Below are 18,039 nucleotides of genomic sequence, written 5' to 3'. Positions count from 1 at the left end.
TTTCAACATGGTAAACAAAATTTTAAAAGCGCCCGAAGGTCCTCCAAGTGACGTTGAGCGCATAAAAGATGAAAGTAATTATTTGCGCGGTACATTAGGAGAAACAATGCTCGACCGCATCAGCTCAGGTATTTCTGAAGACGATAATCGTTTGATGAAGTTCCACGGAAGCTACTTGCAAGATGATCGAGATCTTCGTAATGAACGTCAAAAACAAAAGCTAGAGCCAGCTTACCAATTCATGCTTCGCGTCCGTACGCCAGGCGGTGTTTCAACGCCAGAACAGTGGCTAGTGATGGATGATTTAGCACAAAAATACGGAAATGGAACGTTAAAGCTGACAACTCGTCAGGCATTCCAAATGCACGGCATTTTAAAGTGGAACATGAAGAAAACGATTCAAGAAATTCATGCTTCTTTATTAGACACAATTGCAGCTTGCGGAGATGTGAACCGTAACGTAATGTGCAATCCGAATCCGTATCAGTCAGAAGTACACGCTGAAGTATTCGAATGGTCAAAAAAATTAAGTGATTACTTATTGCCTCGTACAAGAGCGTACCACGAACTTTGGCTAGATGAAGAGAAAGTGATCAGCACACCGGAAGTGGAAGAAGAAGTAGAACCAATGTACGGTCCGCTCTATTTGCCAAGAAAGTTCAAAATTGGCGTAGCTGTTCCACCTTCTAACGATATTGACGTGTATTCACAAGACCTTGGCTTTATTGCCATTTTAGAAGACGAGAAACTTGTTGGATTTAACATAGCAATCGGCGGCGGTATGGGTATGACGCACGGAGATAAAGCAACTTACCCTCAGCTTGCAAAAGTGGTTGGGTTCTGTCGACCTGATCAAATTCTAGAAGTAGCGGAAAAAATCATTACGATTCAACGTGATTATGGAAACCGCTCTGTGCGTAAAAATGCGCGTTTTAAATACACGGTTGATCGTCTTGGATTAGAAACGGTAAAAGAAGAGCTTGAAAATCGTCTAGGCTGGAGCTTAGACGAAGCAAAATCTTATCACTTTGATCATAACGGCGACCGCTACGGCTGGGAAAAAGGTGTAAAAGGAAAATGGCACTTTACTCTTTTTGTTCAAGGTGGACGTATTGCTGACTTTGAAGATTATAAGCTTATGACGGGTCTTCGTGAAATTGCAAAAGTTCATAGCGGTGATTTCCGCTTAACGGCCAATCAAAACTTAATTATCGCGAACGTATCCACTCAAAAGAAAAAGCAAATCAGCGACTTGATTGAACAATACGGATTAACTGACGGCAAGCATTATTCGGCTCTTCGCCGCAGCTCATTAGCTTGCGTATCGCTTCCAACTTGCGGGCTTGCGATGGCAGAAGCTGAGCGTTATCTCCCAGTTCTTCTTGAGAAAATTGAAGCAATTGTAGATGAAAACGGTCTTCGCGATAAAGAAATCACCATTCGTATGACGGGCTGTCCTAACGGCTGTGCACGTCCTGCTTTAGGTGAAATTGCTTTTATCGGTAAAGCACCGGGCAAATACAATATGTATCTTGGAGCAGCGTTTGATGGCAGTCGCTTAAGCAAAATGTACCGTGAAAATATCAGTGAAGAAGAAATTTTAAAGGAACTGCGCGTCTTACTTCCTCGCTATGCAAAAGAAAGAGAAGAAGGCGAGCACTTTGGTGACTTTGTCATCCGCGCTGGTGTAATCGAAGCTGTAACAGACGGCACGAATTTCCACGCGTAATACGTATGAAGGGACTTTTCTAACTTACAGAAAAGTCCCTTTTTCTATTTTAATATTCTCTAACAAATACAGCTACTCCAAATACCCCTAATCTTTCAGCAGTAATTTGTTCAAAGCCGTTGTCAAGTAAACAATGAGCTGCAGTGCGGTAGCGCTGACCTTGAGCTAACAAACGTCCGCAAGGATTTGCGCGGCCAATTACCGTTGCTTCTACGATGGTACGAGGAGCTTGTCTATCCAAAGGATTTCGCTCCCACAGAATTGTCACCACATCCGGAGGACGGGGAATAGATACATTACCTGTGTGTTCATGCATAACCATCACCTCCTTACCCTATAGTAAATGCAATAAATGACAGACTGCTTGTACACATCCTGATTTTTAGTAAAAAGGCGTTTAACTACGCTTAAATTAACCAATTTCATGGCAATAAGGTGATGAATAGAAACGGCTCATAGAAAAAAGAATGCTATAATGTAAAAGAAAGGAATTTCACCAAGGAGGGAGAAACATGCAGCAAAAACGAGTAGCGGTTATTACAGGGGGAGCAAGCGGAATTGGCAAAGAAACGGCCTTAAAGTTTGCCCAAAAAGGAGACGCGGTGGTCATTGCTGATTACGATGAAGGAAAAGGAAAAGAGACGCTTCAACAAATTGAAGCAGCTGGAGGCAGCGCTTTGTTTGTGAAAACGGACGTCGCAAAGTTCGAAGAAGTAGAAGCACTGATTGAGGAAACGGTGAACAAATTTGGACGAATTGATGTGATGTTCAACAATGCAGGGATTGGACGTCCAACATCTGTTTTAGATCAAGACTTAGAAGAATATCACCGTATTATTAATGTCAATCAGCACGGCGTTACATATGGCATTATGGCAGCGGGCAGGAAAATGAGAGAGTTAGGAATAAAAGGCGTTATTATTAATACAGCCTCTATTTTTAGCTTTTTAGCTTCACCCGGTACCTATGCTTATCACGCGACGAAAGGAGCCGTTGTGATGATGACAAAATCAGCTGCGCTAGATCTCGCTAAATACGGTATTCGCGTCGTCGCCATTGCACCAGGATTTGTTGACACGGCCATTATTCAAGGCTATAAAGACAACGGTATGATTGAAGGAATGAAAGCTAAAACGATGAGCAGGGAGCTCACTGCACCAAAACAAATTGCAGATATGGTTTATTTGCTTTCTTTAGAAGAAGCGGGAGCTGTAAACGGCAGTGTCATCATGGCTGATGATGGGTATGCGGCATTTAAATAAAAGGAAAAAGGATTCTTTTAAATAAAAGAATCCTTTTTTATTATGTAGTAGGCAGGGAACTATAAACAAACGTATCGTGAGCTTTTCCGTTTTGATACATATAGTTTTTTAACACTCCTTCTTTTTGAAACCCGAGCTTTTCAAGCACATGCTGTGATGCTTTGTTTTCAAGAAACACAACAGCTCCAATCCGCACTAGCTGAAGGGTATCAAATCCATAAGCCATAACAGCCGAAGCAGCTTCCGAAGCATAGCCATGACCCCAGTGCTGAGGGTGTAGCTCATAGCCAATTTCCGCGCGCTTATGCTTTTGGCTCCACTGATTAAATCCAACTGTTCCAATTAATTCCCTCGTATCGAGCCGTTCAATTCCCCAGCGCATACCTTTTTGATTTGTGTAATTTTCAGCAAAAATATCAATCAGAACCCGAGCTTCTTGAATAGTTGTGAATTTTTCTTGCCCGTAATATCTAATAACTTCTTTCTGAGAGAAGCAGTCAAAAATAGTATCTGCATCCGCTTCTGTTATTTCACGCAGTGTAGTGCGAGGTGTACGAAGAATAGGAAACATACTTTTCTCCTTTCTATTTCATATAGAAAGATTTCGTCAGCTCAGGGAAAATACCTTTTATTTTATTTTTCTGTTATAAATTAAGTAGAAATATGAGCTAAACGACTAAAAAAAAGACAGAAACAACTTCTAAATAACGCAAACATTTGTTACGTACTAGCACTAAAAACAGTATACTAAAAAAACAAATAGAGCTAGCTGCACGTAGAGCAGCTAGCTTTCCTGCAGGAAAGAACCTATTTTTTAGTTAACTGATTGCGATCTTCAATTTGAGGAGGCTCTTCAAGCCATCCATTTTGAATCATAATTTTACCGCCTTCTTTTGCCAAACTGTAAATGTCTTTTGCAAGCTGGAGCATCTTTAATGGCAAATCACTTCTTAAACTAAAGGCTCCTCCTAAAGCGTTACTCCCCAGACCGAACGTACTTAAAAGACTCGTATTGTACATCATCAGTTTATCTGAAAAAGGAGGAACGGTTGAATTCGTCGCTTTTCCGGCATGAGTAGCCGGAGGTTCTATGTAGCTATCGCGTAGAATATCACCTAGTTCTGTTTCAATTTTCTTCGAAAGCTTCATACCCCTGACAAAATGCTGCTGTGCCTCTTTGTTGTTGGCCACTTGAGCAAAACCAATCATCAACTGCATTCCTACAAGATTTGTATCAACAGCATGTTGAATAAGCGACACTTCAATGGTATTCAACGATCTTTTTTCGCTAAACCAGCTCAATCCGCCTATATAATTTTGCGCATGGACAAAATGGACTTCCTTAGGCATAGAAACGTATGGGGGTTTTGCGATGACACCCGTTTCTAACAATACTTGTGTGGATTGATTGTATATGCCCTGTGCTTCTGCTGTTGCCTCTACGAAGAAATTCCGGATATCTTCTCGGTAAGACATGGTCGAATGCAAAGCAAACAGTCCTGTTTCAATTTGAGATATTAAGCGTATATACATAACTTCGAACATATGATCGTATAGCTTAGGAACTCCTACATTCACGTCATCTTTCGTAAAACCAATTGGGATAACAGCGCCTTCGTTCTCAAATATTTCTTTAATTTGCGCTACACTTTTTAAAGATTGGCTGTAATATAGCTCAAAAAGTTCTTTGTAATCCTGTTTATCTTCTAGAAAATATTCTAAAAACCTCAAAATCATCGTTTTTTCCTGATAAGTCATCCATAAGTTAGCAAGCTCCGAGGACGTGAGCGGCGGAAGTTTTGATGTGCTCATTGTACACATTCCTCCTGAAAATAGTGATAGGTAAATATGTATAGCTTCATTAGTATTTCTTTTATTTATAGGAATATTCTTCTTTTTAATTTATTGAAAAGCTTCATCAGCCGTTATTATAGTAAGATAATTGAAGGAAATAAAGCTTACCAACAAGTCAGTTGTATGATAACTGATATGAATAAAACTAAGTTTTTCTATTACTTTAAATAATTTGACAATTGTTGTTATTCTTACTATTATGGAAACATAAGTTTTACATATATTGCTAGAGTTCGGCAACACATTCTAGCAGCACTATAAGTAAGGAGCTTACGATGAAGCACATTGTTCAAGCAACAGATCATCCTAGAACGAAAGATACATTAAAAGAAGATTTACGCAGGTTAGGCATAACACAAGGGATGACTATCATGGTTCATTCTTCGCTATCTTCATTAGGGTGGGTAAACGGAGGTTCAGTAGCCGTTGTTCAAGCTTTAATGGAGACAGTGACAGAGGGAGGAACGATCGTTATGCCGTCACAGTCGGTCGATCTTTCGGATCCATCAGAATGGGGCAATCCGGCTGTGCCGAAAGAGTGGTGGGAAACTATTCGGGAAACGATGCCCGCATATGATCCAGTGTACACACCAACAAGCGGGATGGGACAAATCGTAGAAACTTTTCGAACATACCCTGGCGTAAGAAGAAGCAGCCATCCAATGTATTCATTCGCCGCTTGGGGAAAGGACAGCGAAGATATCTTAAGAGATCATCCCCTTGAATTCAGTTTAGGCGAAAATTCTCCTCTTGAAAGGCTTTACAAAAAACATGCCTTTGTTTTATTATTAGGTGTCGGGTTTGGGAACAATACTTCTTTTCATCTAGCGGAATATCGTATTCCATATCGAAACGTGATTCAAAAAGGATCTCCAGTTATGGATGCAGGAAAGCGAGTATGGAAGACGTATAAAGAATTAGAGTTTCGAGAAGAGCTGTTTGAAAAGATAGGTGAAGCGTTTATTGAAGCAAAAGGAATAAAAGCTGAAAAAATCGGTTCAGCATGTGCATACTTCTTTTCAATGCCTAAAGCCGTCGATTTTGCTGAAACGTATTTGAAAGCGCTATAGTGAGCGGCTGTATGCTTTCTAAGTTGTCTGTATATCAGACAACTTAAAGTGAGACAAACATGAGTCGCCGCCGCGTCCAGACTTTATATTAACAAAGCGCATAAGAGGTTAAGCAAGATAGTTTACTTTTTATATTCCTTGTTTCATAATGGCACTTGGCAGTGAATTTATTCGGTCAGGTTGTCTTACAATTATGGAGATAAAAAGCAAGTGTTAAATAAATTCATTAAAAAATTTAAATGTATAGAAAAAAAGGAGAGAATACAATTATGTCACTACGTGATCAAGCACTACATATGCATCAAGAAAAACAAGGTAAGTTAGAAGTTAAATCAAAAGTTGAAGTTCAAAACGCTCAAGATTTAAGCTTAGCTTACTCTCCAGGAGTAGCAGAACCTTGTAAAGAAATTCATGAACATCCAGAAACAGTGTATGATTACACAATGAAAGGAAACATGGTTGGCGTTGTGACAAATGGTACGGCTGTTCTTGGCCTTGGAAACATCGGACCTGCAGCTTCACTTCCTGTTATGGAAGGAAAAGCAATTTTATTTAAAAGCTTTGCAGGCGTAGACGCATTCCCAATTGCCCTTGATACAACAGATACAGATAAAATTGTTGAAACTGTGAAATTAATGGCTCACACTTTCGGAGGCATTAACTTAGAAGATATCGCAGCTCCACAGTGCTTTGAAATTGAAGAGCGCTTGAAAAAAGAAGTAGATATTCCTGTATTCCATGATGATCAGCATGGTACAGCAATCGTAACGGTAGCAGGACTTGTAAATGCATTGAAAATTGTAAACAAATCAATGGAAGACTTAAAAATCGTCTTAAACGGAGCAGGAGCTGCCGGCATTGCCATTACAAAACTTCTTTATTCTTACGGCGTACGTGACATGATTATGTGTGATACAAGAGGTGCTATTTATGAAGGACGCCCTCAAGGTATGAACAAAGTAAAAGCGGAAGTGGCTTCTTATACAAACGTAAACAAAGAAAGCGGTACGCTAAGCGATGTAATTAAAGGCGCAGATGTATTTATCGGCGTATCTGCAGCAGATGCATTATCTCAAGAGATGGTTAAATCAATGAATGAAGATGCAATTATCTTTGCGATGGCAAACCCTAATCCGGAAATCAAGCCAGACGCTGCAAAAGAAGCAGGAGCGGCTGTTATTGGAACAGGTCGTTCAGACTTCCCTAACCAAGTAAATAACGTTCTTGCATTCCCTGGAATTTTCCGCGGTGCGTTAGACGTTCGCGCTACTCATATCAATGAAGAAATGAAAAAAGCTGCTGTTGAAGCAATTGCAGCCCTTATTACAGAAGAAGAGCTAAACGCAGATTACGTTATCCCTGGACCATTTGATCCTCGCGTAGCGCCAGCTGTAGCAGAATCTGTAGCAAAAGCGGCAATGGATTCAGGCGTTGCCCGCATTACAATTGACCCTGCACGTGTAAAAACACATACAGAACAATTAACAAAAATCGAAAACTAATAACGGATAAAAAAGCCCTTTGAAACGCTGTTTCAAAGGGCTTTTTATGTTAAAGACCTGCTGTAATCGCAGTGAAATCTAAACGTAACACCATTTCATCTCCCTTATGATGTACAATAAAGAGAAAAGAACCCAGGTTTTGTATCATAAAGGGAGGAACAAAGATGTACACCGTATTTTCAACATTTAATGTACCGGATGAAAAAGCTGAAGAAGTGATTGGAATTTATAAAAATCGTTCAAAATCAGTCGACGAGGCTCCAGGATTTGTAGACTTTCTACTTCTTCAAAACGATAAGCGAGCAGGGGAGCTCACCGTTCAGCTTACATTTGATACAAAAGAGAATTATTTAAGCTGGGTACGAAGCGAAGATTTCAAGCGTATTCATGATTTAGAGAAAAAGTACCCTGATCAAGAACTGGCAGCCGTTATCCCAAAAGTTTCTCAGTACAAAGTGGTGGCACGATGAGCTCACTTCCCGTTAATAAGATCGTCGAAAGAGTAACGGAGAAAATCTACGAGTTAGAACCTTCTTTGCTCGAAAAATTCGGAGAGCGCGGCAAAGAAAGATGTCATGAAGATAATCACTACCATATGAAGTATCTTGAGACAACATATAAGTTAGACAACCTGCAAATTTTTACGGACTATGCCTTATGGTTAAATAATTTACTCACAAGCAGAGGCATGAAAACACAGCATATTATTGATAATTTTAATTTTATACAAGAAGCGCTGTTTGAACTAGATAATTATGGTGATAAACAAGTACAGGCGTATGTGACTTACTTAGAAGAAGCAAATCATATACTGAAGCAACAGCAGCTTTAAAAAAGAGGCTATTACAAAAGTGTTTTAGTTAAATGAAAATCCGAACGGGTTTGATTCTTGATAGAGAATTTAACCCGTTCGGATTTTTTTATTGGTAGGGTGAGCGTAGGTTTCCTATATGTAGTTATGTCTCACTTTTTTGTTTTACATATGTATAAAGGTGGAAATAAAAAAGAAAAAGGAGAATACATATGCAAAAACAGCTAACAAAAGGAATCATGTTCTTAATCACTATGTGTATGGTTGGAAGTGCGGCAGCTTGTTCAGGTGAACCAGCTAATAAAACAAAATCCGATAATCATAAAGCAGAAGAAAAGCCAATTGAAGACCGTCAAGAATTGACCAAGCTACAGCAGTATTCGAGCGACCCAAACATTAAAAAGGGGAAAGATGAAGATTTTGACTTGATCGGTACGTTAAAAAAAGACGCTGAAAAAGAAATGACGCTGAATATCGATGATCAACTCGTTAAAGTACCAAAAAGCTCTAGGATGGAAGTGGAAGGCTCACAGCTAAAAGACATGATTAATAAAGAAGTAGAAGCTGAAATTGACGCAGCTAAACAAGAAGCAACTAGTATTGAATTAACTCCAAAAGCAAAAGCAGATAAAAATGGCGTGTATGAACAAGATGGAGACGAGCGTAAAATTGTGGGTACTTTTATAGAAGAAAGTAACAAACATATAACGGTAAAAGTTCCAAACGGCAAAAAAACGTATCAAAAAAGCACAGATTTTGAAAAAGAAGAAAAAGGCAGTTTAAAAGAAAAGACGGTATACCTTGAAATCAACTCAGCTAATGAAGTAGGAAGTATAGAAAAAGAAGACCGTGAATAAATAAACTACAGTTCTTCTTTCCCTCCTTGCTCTCTTGACTTTTCCAACTGTGTCACTTAACGTTACAGTAGAGAAAGAAAAAAGGTGGTTTATGGAAGATGAACAGTGAATTTACCATTGCCGTGCACAGCTTAGTGTTCCTAGCGAATTTACCAGATCACAGAGCAAGCAGTGAATCGATTGCTTATAACATCTGTACCAATCCTGCACGGGTTCGGAAAATAATGAGTACACTCAGAAAAAACAACTTGGTTCGGACAAAAGAAGGGCTAGGCGGCGGTTATACTTTAGGTTGCAGTCCTGCTGAAATAAGTCTTGGGTTGATTTACCGAGTTATATCGACAGGAACACTGAAGCCTCACTGGTGCAGCGGCGACCCTGACGCTGACTGTATTGTGAAATCAAACATTCAAACAGTGATGGATGACATTTTTACAGAGAGTGAGCAAAGCGTAATCAGGCATTTAGAGCAAATGACGATCGAAGACGTGCTGAAAAAAGTTAGAACTGCTCACTAAAAAGCACCTTGCATGAGCAAGGTGCTTTTTGTTATGACTCTTTGGAAGCAGCTGTTTCAGCCGCTGCTGCTTTTAAGTCATCATTTACTTTTCTTCCATTCTCTAAATACTCAGTTTTAAAGCCGCTTTTTAAAGCCCATGTGTAGAAGAGAAGAGAAACAACAACAATAATTCCCATATCCCATCCATATTTAATGACATTAAGGCCCCCAAACTTTTCGCTTCCAAGCCATGAAATAGTCATCATACAAAGTAAGTATACAACCATCCATACGCCGCCTTTGAAGTTTTGTCGAAAACCTTTCCATTTAGCCTTTGCTTGATAATAAAAATAAATAGGAAGGCCGATTAAAATAATAAACAAAACTTGTCCAGTCAGCGGCCAGCGCGCCCAATATAACGTTAAAGAAGCAAAAATAAAGCCGAGTGGCGCAATAATACTTAATCCTTTTAAACGAAGGGGACGATATAAATCGCTGCCAGTTCGTCTTAGCGTCATAACTGTAACAGGACCTGTAATGTAAGAGATAAGCGTAGCAACTGAAATAATTTCAGCAAGCACGCCCCAGCCCCGAAATAAAAACAAAAAGACAAGAGCAACAGCTAAGTTAAAAAACATGGCTTGACGCGGAACACCATAAATAGGATGAAGGCGTCCTAGAACACTTGGCAAATATTTATTTTGTTCCATACCATAAATCATTCGAGCAGTAGTAGCTGTATACGTAATACCCGTTCCAGATGGCGAAACAAACGCATCTGCATACAGTACAATGACAAGCCAGTTAATGTTAAGCGCAATGGCTAAATCCGCAAATGGAGAGTTAAAATTTAAATGACTCCATCCCTTCGCAATATCAGAAGGATTTACTGCCCCGATAAAGGCAATTTGTAGAAGCAAATAAATGACTGTAGCCACTAAAATTGAGCCTACAACCGCAATTGGAATAGATCTTCCAGGATTCTTTGCTTCTCCAGCCATATTAATGGGGCTTTGAAAACCGTTAAAAGCGAATACAATCCCAGACGTAGCAACAGCTGTTAGCACACTAGCCCAGCCGTTTGGTGCGATGCTGCTTCCAGAAGTGAAGTTCTCACCGTGAAAGCCTACAAACAAAAGTGCTCCAATTGTAAGTCCCGGTATAACAATTTTAAAAATAGTAATTAGTGAGTTGGCCTTGGAAAATAGTCCAACTGTCCAATAATTCAGTAAAAAATAAATAACTAATAGCACAGTAGCGATAGCTAATCCTTCGCCCGTTAACGTTCCTTTTTCTACGAGGTCGCTTGTCCACTGTGCCCACTTCCAAGGCCACGAGCTCATATACTGTACAGAAGCTACTGCTTCGACTGGAATAACGGATACAATCGCAATCCAGTTTGCCCAAGCAGCAATAAAACCAATAAACGAACCGTGTGAGTACTGCGTATACTTGACCATTCCGCCGGCTTCAGGAAACATGGATCCTAATTCACTGTAAGAAAGTGCAATAAATAAAATAACGACCATTCCAATGACCCATGATAAAATAGCAGCCGGCCCTGCAATTTGAGCTGCTCGCCACGCTCCAAATAACCAGCCAGAACCAATAATTGATCCAAGTCCCGTCATAGTTAATGCGAATGTTCCCATTCTTCGATGTAAATTGTTCATCTGACTAACACCTTTCATGTAAAATAAGTCCTTCAATTAAACATTGTTGCTTTATTATTATTATTCTGAAATCTTTAGTTGTCAACTTTTGTCGTTACATGAAGTTCTTGGTACCTATTGATTTCCAGTTATATAGGACAGCTATCCTCAACCTTTCTGTCACGGTAATTAAAGCGCTTTACTTTCTTTTTCATCCTACAGGAAACCCTACAGAAATAGATAAAAACCGACAAAAAGTTATCAAGTTCATACCTTATGCACTAGCAATATGAAAAAATTAGGGGATAAGTGGTAGTTATATTCCCTGAAATTTTGAAGAGAAAACACGCTTCATAATAAAGCCCCTTTTGAAGAGAGGGATAAATACCTTCAAAAGGGGGGAAGAATTGGACTTTTATCTTTCTTGATGTTTATACTCAAGTAGTTTTACGACGTTTTCTACATCATTTTCAGCAGAAAGTTCGTTAATATTCACTTTATAAATAAGCGTATCCGTTGCAAAAAATTCATCTTCTCCCTCGGGTTTTACTTTTAAGTTTAAGATTTTCACCCGCACAATATGAGTGAACTTACCGCCTTTACCGGGCTGTATTTCACCCATTTGTATCCCGATATCATCTTTTTTAATCGGACGAACTTTTACTTTTTTATGCTGTCTACCGTAAACCTTCTCATAATGAGAAGTAATATCTTGATGTACCCAAGGTTCAAGAGATTGATAAATAAAGTCTTTTACAACAGGCTGACTTACGTGTGATTCTATATTTTCTTCTGGTATATTTTCTTCTGCGGAAATGGAAAGCGTAAAACAAAAAAAGACAAATGCTGCTAAAAATAAAAATTTTCCCACGAAAAAACCCACCTTACCTGTTCGTTTATGTAGCCGATTTTCTAGATCTGCCTCTTTATCTTTTGAACAAAGGCAGGAAGGTATGCACAATTTTTTTGTGGAATTTACCTTATTTAAAATCAATTTAGTTTAAATAAAATATGTTCTAAATAATTGATTGAAAATTCAAATGCGGTTTACGCACAAAAAAATAGCCAAGTGCACTTTTATGGAGACACTTGGCTATTTTCATGATCTTTTTATGCTGCTGTTTTCTTATTGCCTTTAAAAATAAAATAAAGAGCTAATAACATAAACGCTACACCAATCCAGCGGGATAGATCAAAAGGTACTTCCTTGCTTCCAAACCAGCCAAAATGGTCGATAATCATACTTGCAAATAACTGACCGATAACAGTTGAGATATTAGCTGCTGTTACACCAATTTTAGGTACAGCTAAAACCGTTAGAAATAAATAAGATGCTCCGAATAAAGCGCAGGTAAGCTGCCATTTAGGGACATCAAAAACGGAGAGAATGTTTCCTTGCCCAAAGAAGACAACGACAATCGTTAAAATCATGGCACCTGTCGCAAAGGTTAAAAAAGCTGTTTCAAACGTACCTGTTTTTTTACTTAGTGTGCCGTTAATAGAAGACTGAGCGCTTAGCGTCAATCCTCCTATTAAGGTAAGTATCACCATCAATAAACTCATCGTAAAACCCTCCTAGAAAATAAGTACAAGCGCAATTCCCATACATACAATAGCCATTACGCGTTCTTTGTTAATTTTAATTTTGCTGCTGCCAAGCCAACCAAAATGCTCAATGATCATGCTTGTAATCATTTGCCCCACAATAACCGCAACCATTGAAACGCCAATTCCGATAAAGGGGATACTAATCACTAGAATTGTTAAATAAACCGTACCTAATAAACCGCCGGTTAAATTCCACTTAGGTGCTTTTAAGACGTAAGGTAAATCTCCTTTTCCAGCAAATAAAGTGGTCAGACCTAAAATGAGCGTTCCCATGATAAAAATATAATAACTGCTTTCAAGTTTTCCAACTGTTTTTCCGAGTTCTCCGGCAATAGCGCCTTCCATACTTAAAGCAGCGCCGCCTAGAACCGCAACTAAATAAACCAACAACCTCACATTTATCACTCCAATATTTCTTTATATTTGTATATCTAGAAAAATAGATATACTAAGTGAAAAAAACTCGTTAAAGTTTTTTTCGTAAGAATGAAGAAAGCTCTTGAAGCGTTTCTTCATTTCGGCGATAGTATGTCCATTGACCGTGCCGAATTGACTCTAACAAACCTGCTTTTTGCATCATGGAAAGATAACTGGACACTGTGGACTGAGACAGCTGAGCTTTTTCCTGAATATCTCCCACGCATACACCGCCTCTGCTGCTGACCTCCTTAGGCAAATGTGCTTGTTTGTCTTTAAAATGCTTTTCAGGTTCTTTTAACCACTCTAATATATTTAATCGAGTTTCATTGGATAGTGCTTTGAAGATATCAATAGGTTTCATACTTATTATTTTATTCGTAACAGCTCAGATGTCAAATGTTCAAGTTTGCATTTTATAGTCGAATAACAAGCGATGGGTTGAATTATAACAGCTGTGCAAAAAAAGTCAACTTATATATTGAGGATAAAGAAAAACGGTTTACTCAGTCATTTTTCTGTGTATAGGATCAAAAAGTATCTTATTCTTTTGAGTAGAAAAGGTGACATATTCCTTATTTTTCAAGGGATAGTTTAGTAGAATAGAAAAAAGTGAATAACAAAAGAAGCTAGTCTATTTACTCAGGGGGAGGGCTGCATATGCAAGGGAAAACAAAACAAGTGCGCTTTCGTAATATGGTAGCGTATGGATTTGGGGATTTGTTTGGCGGAGGATCCTTTTTTATTATCGGCACATTATTTATGGTTTTTTTAACGGATGTAGTCGGGCTTTCTCCTGTAGAAGCAGGAACGATTGTAGCTCTTGGAAAAGTGTGGGATGCTTTGTTAGATCCAACCATTGGGTACATATCTGATCATCTTCAGACAAAAAAAGGACGAAGAAGAGTCTTTTTTCTTTTTGGAATCATTCCAGTTGCCATCACGTTCAGTATGCTGTGGATTCCTATTGAAGGCTCGCATATGTTCAAATACACCTATTTTATCTTAGCCTATCTTTTATTTAACACGGCGTTTGGTATGGTCATGGTTCCTTACAATACGCTAGCAGCAGAGATGACGACAGATTATAGCATTCGTTCGAAAATGACGGGAATACGTATGGTCTTTTCACAAGGCGCTTCATTTTTAGGTGCTTTCTTCCCAAAACGAATCATTGATGCGTTTCCAGGTGGACAAGGATATTTAATCATGGGCATTATCTTTGGTCTTCTTTTTGCTCTTCCATGGATTTTTGTCTATAAAGGAACATGGGATAGCGGAGAAGTAGTGGAACGAAAAAAGAAAAACGGTTTTTGGTTAGAATTTAAGCAGCTTTTTATCAGTTTTGGAAGTGCATTTAAAAATAAGTCGTTTAACGTGTATCTTGCCATGTATTTAGCATCTTACATTGCAATGGATGTATTTAATGCTCTTTTCTTTTATTTTATTGCCTATTACATGCTGCGCGAAGCGATCTATGCAGATACCCTGAGCTTTGTGCAAATTACACAAGTACTATTTATTCCTCTTGTTACGTACATAGCCATCAAATTAGGAAATAAATTAACCTATAATTTCAGCATGATCATCTGGGGAACGGGCATTGTTTTATTCAGTTTCCTAACAGCAGATAGCTCATTAGTTCTTATTTATCTAGCAGCATTTTTCTTAGGAAGCGGTCATTCTGGAGCGATTATGATTCCATGGAATGTACTGCCGTTCGTATCAGATGTAGATGAAATGATTACGACAAAAAGAAGAGAAGGCGTGTATGCAGGGCTGATGTCGTTTATTCGAAAATCTTCTCAGGCGCTTGCGATTTTTCTTGTTGGTGTTGCCTTAAAGAATATTGGCTATGTACCAAATGCTGAGCAGTCAGTGTCTACACTAGCCGGCTTGCAAAAGCTGTTCATGATTGTACCTGCTATTTTGATTCTCGCTGGAATTATCGCAACCATATGGTTTAAAATAAGTCCGGAAAATCACAAAATCTTATTAACTGAAATTCAAAGAAGAAAAAAGGGAGGCCGAGCGAAAGACGTTACTCCTGAAGCGAAAGCGGTTTGTGAAAGTTTAACGGGTTATAAATACGAACAGCTTTGGAAAGACGTAACCATTTCAAAAGAAATTCGAGACAAAACGGTTGTTTAACCTTTAGCTTCAAGAAAAAGAGTAAAATTTTTAGCGCGGCGATTCGCTAATTATATCCAATAAGAAACTTCCTCTGACGTATTGCCTTTTGACAAGAAAAGAAATTCTCCTGTCTATCGACTCATTTTTTAGGTGAATTTTAGAAAGGAAGGATTTCTTACCATTAAAGATGTGCAATTTGGCACGTCTTGATAGGGTGAATGGTACAATTTATAATGAAACTATAAACTAACCACAGGCGCTCTCAATGCGCAGGTATAAATTAGAAAGAAGGAAGGTACAGTTTATGCCAATTCGATATGTTTGTCCACAATGCCAAGGAGCCGGTAAGAAATTTGGATTTATAAAGTGCAAAGTGTGCAACGGCGAAGGAAACATTATCATGTCTTCTAATGAGCCAGATCCAACTAAAAATAAAAAATTAAAATCATCTTCTAAACAAGATAAAGCAATGTAAGTTATTGCTAGTAAAGGTATGTATGAACCCCGCTTTTCTACAAAAAGCGGGGTTTTCTGCTAGACAGATGAGCGTTTTTCTTATGATACAATAAAATGAAAGTCGCTAAAATAAGGGATAGGGAACCGAAGGAAGAGGGAGATAGATGGAATACACCGCAAAACAATTTACGCCGCAGTTAGCACAATATATACATACAGTTGAAAGGTCTGTGCAAGAACTTCTCAAATCAATACATGCACAATATAAAGAAGCTTTTGAAAAAAAAGGGATGCAGCTTTCTGTAGATGTGATCCGTGAAGGGGAAAATCCTTTTCACCCTGGTTATCACGCCACTATTCAAGTGGGTATTTTAGAAAAAGATGAGTTTTTAGATGGTCTTTTTATTCCTATCTGGCACTGTGTCCGCACATTTTTGGGCATTCGTTCTTCGAAGAAGCTCCCAGGCAGCAAGATAACCGGGGAGCTGATGGAAGAAACAGAAGAGGAAATAACAAAAGAAGTAGTAGGCTATTTAGAAATGCAGCTAGAAGATTAGAAGCAACCTGCTTCTAATCTTCTTTACATTGAAGAAGGTGCAGTTTCTTTTTCAATTTGTCTTTTAGCACGAATAAAGGCCGTCAGCTGCTGAATTTCTTCTTGAGACAGTTCCGCACCGTCGACCGTAATTCTATGAGTTTGAGGCGATGTTAATTCGATGGGTGCATCTGAAGGAGAATGAGGTTCCTTTTCCTTACCTAGCAAGTAGTCTGTTGATGTATCAAATAGTTCTGCGATTGTAACGAGTGCTTCAAGAGAAGGACGACGATAGCCAGATTCGTATCCTGCGTAGGTGCTTTTAGCGATTTCAAGCTGGTCAGCTGTATATTGAAGAGACCATTTTTTTTCTTTCCTGAGTTGAGCTAATCTGCTTAACATTCATGACGCTCCTTTGTAGGTGTAGTATGTAAAAAACCGAGGCATTCAGCTCGCGCGCAGATCTTTGTAATCAAACCGTGAGCTAATTTACATTTTTATTCATTATATCATTGCTGCAGAAAAAAGTGTACGCGAAACGAATAATTTTTCTCTTGATTTATTGATTTTTGGTTACTATAATTACAGGTGAAGTACGCGAAATGAATATAATTTATTTGATAGATTGTCAGGTTTTTTTACAAAAATTAAGCAAAGGGGATGTCGGTTTTGAAAAAACTATTATTGTTATCAACTGGCGGAACGGTCGCTTCACTTGAAGGCGAAAATGGACTTGTTCCTGGAATGGAGCCAGATCAATTACTAAGCTACATACCTGATTTAAATGAACACTGTCAAATTGACAGCAAATCTCTTATGAATCTTGATAGTACAAATATGCAGCCAGAATGTTGGATAGAGATGGCAAAAGCGATTGAAGAGCATTATAATGAATACGATGGTTTTGTTATCACCCATGGAACTGATACAATGGCCTACACATCGGCAGCGCTTTCTTACATGCTTCAGCATTCTAAAAAACCAATTGCGATTACAGGATCTCAAATTCCTATTTCATTTAGTAAAACGGACGCGAAGCGCAATATTGCAGATGCGATTCGCTTTGCTTGTGAAGAAACAGGCGGAGTCTATGTAGTCTTTGACGGTCGTGTGATTCAAGGCACAAGAGCAATCAAGCTTCGTACAAAAAGTTATGATGCATTTGAAAGCATTAATTATCCATACGTGGCGTCTATCCATGATAATGCGGTGGAATATACAAAATCCGTTCGCTCTAGTAAAGAAGAGTTGGCGGTTAATACATCTCTTTGTACGGATGTAGCGGTTGTTAAACTGTTTCCCGGCATTAAACCCGAATTTTTCGATGGATTAAAGGATGTATATCAAGGCGTTGTTGTTGAAAGCTATGGAAGTGGAGGCATTCCATTTCAAGTTCGTAACATTTTAGCCAAGCTTGTTGAGTTAACAAATCACGGTGTATCCGTTGTCATTACGACTCAGTGTCTTGAAGAAGGAGAAGACATGGGCATTTATGAAGTAGGCCGAATGATTAATCATGACAGCGTCGTTCGCTCAAAAAACATGAACACAGAAGCCATTGTTCCTAAATTAATGTGGGTGCTCGGACAAACCAAAGATCCTCACCAAGTTAAAAAGATGATGGAAACATCGATTGCAGAAGATATTAATTAAA

21 protein-coding genes are annotated in these 18,039 nt (G+C 38.7%); 12 read left to right on the top strand and 9 right to left on the bottom strand.

The annotated features are described in order from the left end of the window. The first annotated feature begins 7 nt into the window (after positions 1–7). Positions 8–1,729, top strand: coding sequence for an assimilatory sulfite reductase (NADPH) hemoprotein subunit (gene cysI, locus MMB68_RS07730; protein ID WP_221784263.1), 1,722 nt, complete (start codon positions 8–10; stop codon positions 1,727–1,729). A 49-nt stretch (positions 1,730–1,778) separates the two neighbouring features. On the opposite strand, the gene MMB68_RS07725 is transcribed toward cysI, so the two are convergent. After that, a complete protein-coding gene (locus MMB68_RS07725; RefSeq protein ID WP_033580575.1) occupies positions 1,779–2,045 on the bottom strand; it encodes a hypothetical protein in 267 nt (88 codons plus the stop codon). A 196-nt stretch (positions 2,046–2,241) separates the two neighbouring features. On the opposite strand from MMB68_RS07725, the gene MMB68_RS07720 reads away from it, so the two are divergent. Beyond that, on the top strand, positions 2,242–2,991 hold the full coding sequence (locus MMB68_RS07720) for an SDR family NAD(P)-dependent oxidoreductase (RefSeq protein ID WP_221784264.1): 750 nt from the start codon (positions 2,242–2,244) through the stop codon (positions 2,989–2,991). Positions 2,992–3,031: 40 nt separating this feature from the next. On the opposite strand, the gene MMB68_RS07715 is transcribed toward MMB68_RS07720, so the two are convergent. Then, positions 3,032–3,562, bottom strand: a complete 531-nt coding sequence (locus MMB68_RS07715) for a GNAT family N-acetyltransferase (protein ID WP_221784266.1) — start codon at positions 3,560–3,562, stop codon at positions 3,032–3,034. Positions 3,563–3,798: 236 nt separating this feature from the next. Then, positions 3,799–4,803: a DUF3231 family protein gene (locus tag MMB68_RS07710; RefSeq protein ID WP_221784268.1), complete on the bottom strand. Its 1,005-nt coding sequence runs from the start codon at positions 4,801–4,803 to the stop codon at positions 3,799–3,801. Between the two features lie 317 nt (positions 4,804–5,120). Here MMB68_RS07710 and MMB68_RS07705 point away from each other — a divergent pair, with 317 nt between their 5' ends. The 6 genes from MMB68_RS07705 (at position 5,121) to MMB68_RS07680 (ending at position 9,603) form a co-directional block, all read left to right on the top strand. Next, the gene (locus tag MMB68_RS07705) at positions 5,121–5,915 is read left to right on the top strand and encodes an AAC(3) family N-acetyltransferase (RefSeq protein WP_277548516.1); all 795 of its coding nucleotides are present in this window, start codon (positions 5,121–5,123) and stop codon (positions 5,913–5,915) included. 269 nt (positions 5,916–6,184) lie between these two features. Further along, positions 6,185–7,417: an NADP-dependent malic enzyme gene (gene ystJ / locus MMB68_RS07700; protein ID WP_014459372.1), complete on the top strand. Its 1,233-nt coding sequence runs from the start codon at positions 6,185–6,187 to the stop codon at positions 7,415–7,417. Between the two features lie 164 nt (positions 7,418–7,581). After that, positions 7,582–7,887 (top strand): antibiotic biosynthesis monooxygenase family protein, encoded by a 306-nt coding sequence (locus MMB68_RS07695; RefSeq protein ID WP_013057785.1) that lies wholly within the window; start codon positions 7,582–7,584, stop codon positions 7,885–7,887. After that, entirely contained in the window at positions 7,884–8,249 is a 366-nt protein-coding gene (locus MMB68_RS07690) for a hypothetical protein (protein WP_025751140.1), read from the top strand. The genes MMB68_RS07695 and MMB68_RS07690 overlap by 4 nt, the downstream gene beginning before the upstream one ends. A gap of 191 nt (positions 8,250–8,440) precedes the next feature. Continuing rightward, complete coding sequence (locus tag MMB68_RS07685) at positions 8,441–9,085, top strand: hypothetical protein (protein WP_269871691.1); 645 nt, start codon at positions 8,441–8,443, stop codon at positions 9,083–9,085. Between the two features lie 98 nt (positions 9,086–9,183). Continuing rightward, a complete protein-coding gene (locus tag MMB68_RS07680; protein WP_221784274.1) occupies positions 9,184–9,603 on the top strand; it encodes an Rrf2 family transcriptional regulator in 420 nt (139 codons plus the stop codon). A 31-nt stretch (positions 9,604–9,634) separates the two neighbouring features. On the opposite strand, the gene MMB68_RS07675 is transcribed toward MMB68_RS07680, so the two are convergent. The 5 genes from MMB68_RS07675 to MMB68_RS07655 form a co-directional block, all read right to left on the bottom strand. Continuing rightward, a complete protein-coding gene (locus MMB68_RS07675; protein ID WP_153254910.1) occupies positions 9,635–11,257 on the bottom strand; it encodes an APC family permease in 1,623 nt (540 codons plus the stop codon). A gap of 394 nt (positions 11,258–11,651) precedes the next feature. Further along, positions 11,652–12,107: a hypothetical protein gene (locus MMB68_RS07670; RefSeq protein WP_277447599.1), complete on the bottom strand. Its 456-nt coding sequence runs from the start codon at positions 12,105–12,107 to the stop codon at positions 11,652–11,654. A gap of 239 nt (positions 12,108–12,346) precedes the next feature. Next, positions 12,347–12,799, bottom strand: a complete 453-nt coding sequence (locus MMB68_RS07665) for a DMT family transporter (protein WP_013057779.1) — start codon at positions 12,797–12,799, stop codon at positions 12,347–12,349. 12 nt (positions 12,800–12,811) lie between these two features. Beyond that, entirely contained in the window at positions 12,812–13,240 is a 429-nt protein-coding gene (locus MMB68_RS07660; RefSeq protein ID WP_221784276.1) for a DMT family transporter, read from the bottom strand. Positions 13,241–13,310: 70 nt separating this feature from the next. Then, the gene (locus tag MMB68_RS07655) at positions 13,311–13,625 is read right to left on the bottom strand and encodes an ArsR/SmtB family transcription factor (RefSeq protein WP_013083854.1); all 315 of its coding nucleotides are present in this window, start codon (positions 13,623–13,625) and stop codon (positions 13,311–13,313) included. A 296-nt stretch (positions 13,626–13,921) separates the two neighbouring features. Here MMB68_RS07655 and MMB68_RS07650 point away from each other — a divergent pair, with 296 nt between their 5' ends. The 3 genes from MMB68_RS07650 to MMB68_RS07640 all read left to right on the top strand — a co-directional run bounded on the left by MMB68_RS07650 (position 13,922) and on the right by MMB68_RS07640 (position 16,407). Then, a complete protein-coding gene (locus MMB68_RS07650; protein WP_277548515.1) occupies positions 13,922–15,412 on the top strand; it encodes an MFS transporter in 1,491 nt (496 codons plus the stop codon). A 286-nt stretch (positions 15,413–15,698) separates the two neighbouring features. Next, a complete protein-coding gene (locus MMB68_RS07645) occupies positions 15,699–15,869 on the top strand; it encodes a hypothetical protein (protein WP_013057775.1) in 171 nt (56 codons plus the stop codon). A 145-nt stretch (positions 15,870–16,014) separates the two neighbouring features. Then, a complete protein-coding gene (locus MMB68_RS07640) occupies positions 16,015–16,407 on the top strand; it encodes a hypothetical protein (protein WP_277548514.1) in 393 nt (130 codons plus the stop codon). Positions 16,408–16,430: 23 nt separating this feature from the next. On the opposite strand, the gene MMB68_RS07635 is transcribed toward MMB68_RS07640, so the two are convergent. Further along, the gene (locus MMB68_RS07635; RefSeq protein WP_029714436.1) at positions 16,431–16,787 is read right to left on the bottom strand and encodes a helix-turn-helix domain-containing protein; all 357 of its coding nucleotides are present in this window, start codon (positions 16,785–16,787) and stop codon (positions 16,431–16,433) included. A gap of 267 nt (positions 16,788–17,054) precedes the next feature. On the opposite strand from MMB68_RS07635, the gene MMB68_RS07630 reads away from it, so the two are divergent. Further along, complete coding sequence (locus MMB68_RS07630; protein ID WP_221784282.1) at positions 17,055–18,038, top strand: asparaginase; 984 nt, start codon at positions 17,055–17,057, stop codon at positions 18,036–18,038. The last annotated feature ends 1 nt before the right edge of the window (position 18,039 follow it).

The organism is Priestia sp. Y58, from assembly GCF_029522095.1.
Taxonomy (GTDB): domain Bacteria; phylum Bacillota; class Bacilli; order Bacillales; family Bacillaceae_H; genus Priestia; species Priestia megaterium_E.
This window is presented reverse-complemented; position numbering and strand designations above follow the sequence as displayed.

Bases quoted from the DNA above. Each gene is read 5' to 3' on its own strand.
- MMB68_RS07705 (WP_277548516.1), top strand. From the start codon at position 5,121: ATGAAGCACATTGTTCAAGCAACAGATCATCCTAGAACGAAAGATACA.
- MMB68_RS07720 (WP_221784264.1), top strand. From the start codon at position 2,242: ATGCAGCAAAAACGAGTAGCGGTTATTACAGGGGGAGCAAGCGGAATT.
- MMB68_RS07665 (WP_013057779.1), bottom strand. From the start codon at position 12,799: ATGAGTTTATTGATGGTGATACTTACCTTAATAGGAGGATTGACGCTA.
- MMB68_RS07725 (WP_033580575.1), bottom strand. From the start codon at position 2,045: ATGCATGAACACACAGGTAATGTATCTATTCCCCGTCCTCCGGATGTG.
- MMB68_RS07685 (WP_269871691.1), top strand. From the start codon at position 8,441: ATGCAAAAACAGCTAACAAAAGGAATCATGTTCTTAATCACTATGTGT.
- MMB68_RS07635 (WP_029714436.1), bottom strand. From the start codon at position 16,787: ATGTTAAGCAGATTAGCTCAACTCAGGAAAGAAAAAAAATGGTCTCTT.
- MMB68_RS07650 (WP_277548515.1), top strand. From the start codon at position 13,922: ATGCAAGGGAAAACAAAACAAGTGCGCTTTCGTAATATGGTAGCGTAT.
- MMB68_RS07695 (WP_013057785.1), top strand. From the start codon at position 7,582: ATGTACACCGTATTTTCAACATTTAATGTACCGGATGAAAAAGCTGAA.
- MMB68_RS07645 (WP_013057775.1), top strand. From the start codon at position 15,699: ATGCCAATTCGATATGTTTGTCCACAATGCCAAGGAGCCGGTAAGAAA.
- MMB68_RS07690 (WP_025751140.1), top strand. From the start codon at position 7,884: ATGAGCTCACTTCCCGTTAATAAGATCGTCGAAAGAGTAACGGAGAAA.
- ystJ (WP_014459372.1), top strand. From the start codon at position 6,185: ATGTCACTACGTGATCAAGCACTACATATGCATCAAGAAAAACAAGGT.
- cysI (WP_221784263.1), top strand. From the start codon at position 8: ATGGTAAACAAAATTTTAAAAGCGCCCGAAGGTCCTCCAAGTGACGTT.
- MMB68_RS07675 (WP_153254910.1), bottom strand. From the start codon at position 11,257: ATGAACAATTTACATCGAAGAATGGGAACATTCGCATTAACTATGACG.
- MMB68_RS07680 (WP_221784274.1), top strand. From the start codon at position 9,184: ATGAACAGTGAATTTACCATTGCCGTGCACAGCTTAGTGTTCCTAGCG.
- MMB68_RS07655 (WP_013083854.1), bottom strand. From the start codon at position 13,625: ATGAAACCTATTGATATCTTCAAAGCACTATCCAATGAAACTCGATTA.
- MMB68_RS07640 (WP_277548514.1), top strand. From the start codon at position 16,015: ATGGAATACACCGCAAAACAATTTACGCCGCAGTTAGCACAATATATA.
- MMB68_RS07715 (WP_221784266.1), bottom strand. From the start codon at position 3,562: ATGTTTCCTATTCTTCGTACACCTCGCACTACACTGCGTGAAATAACA.
- MMB68_RS07710 (WP_221784268.1), bottom strand. From the start codon at position 4,803: ATGAGCACATCAAAACTTCCGCCGCTCACGTCCTCGGAGCTTGCTAAC.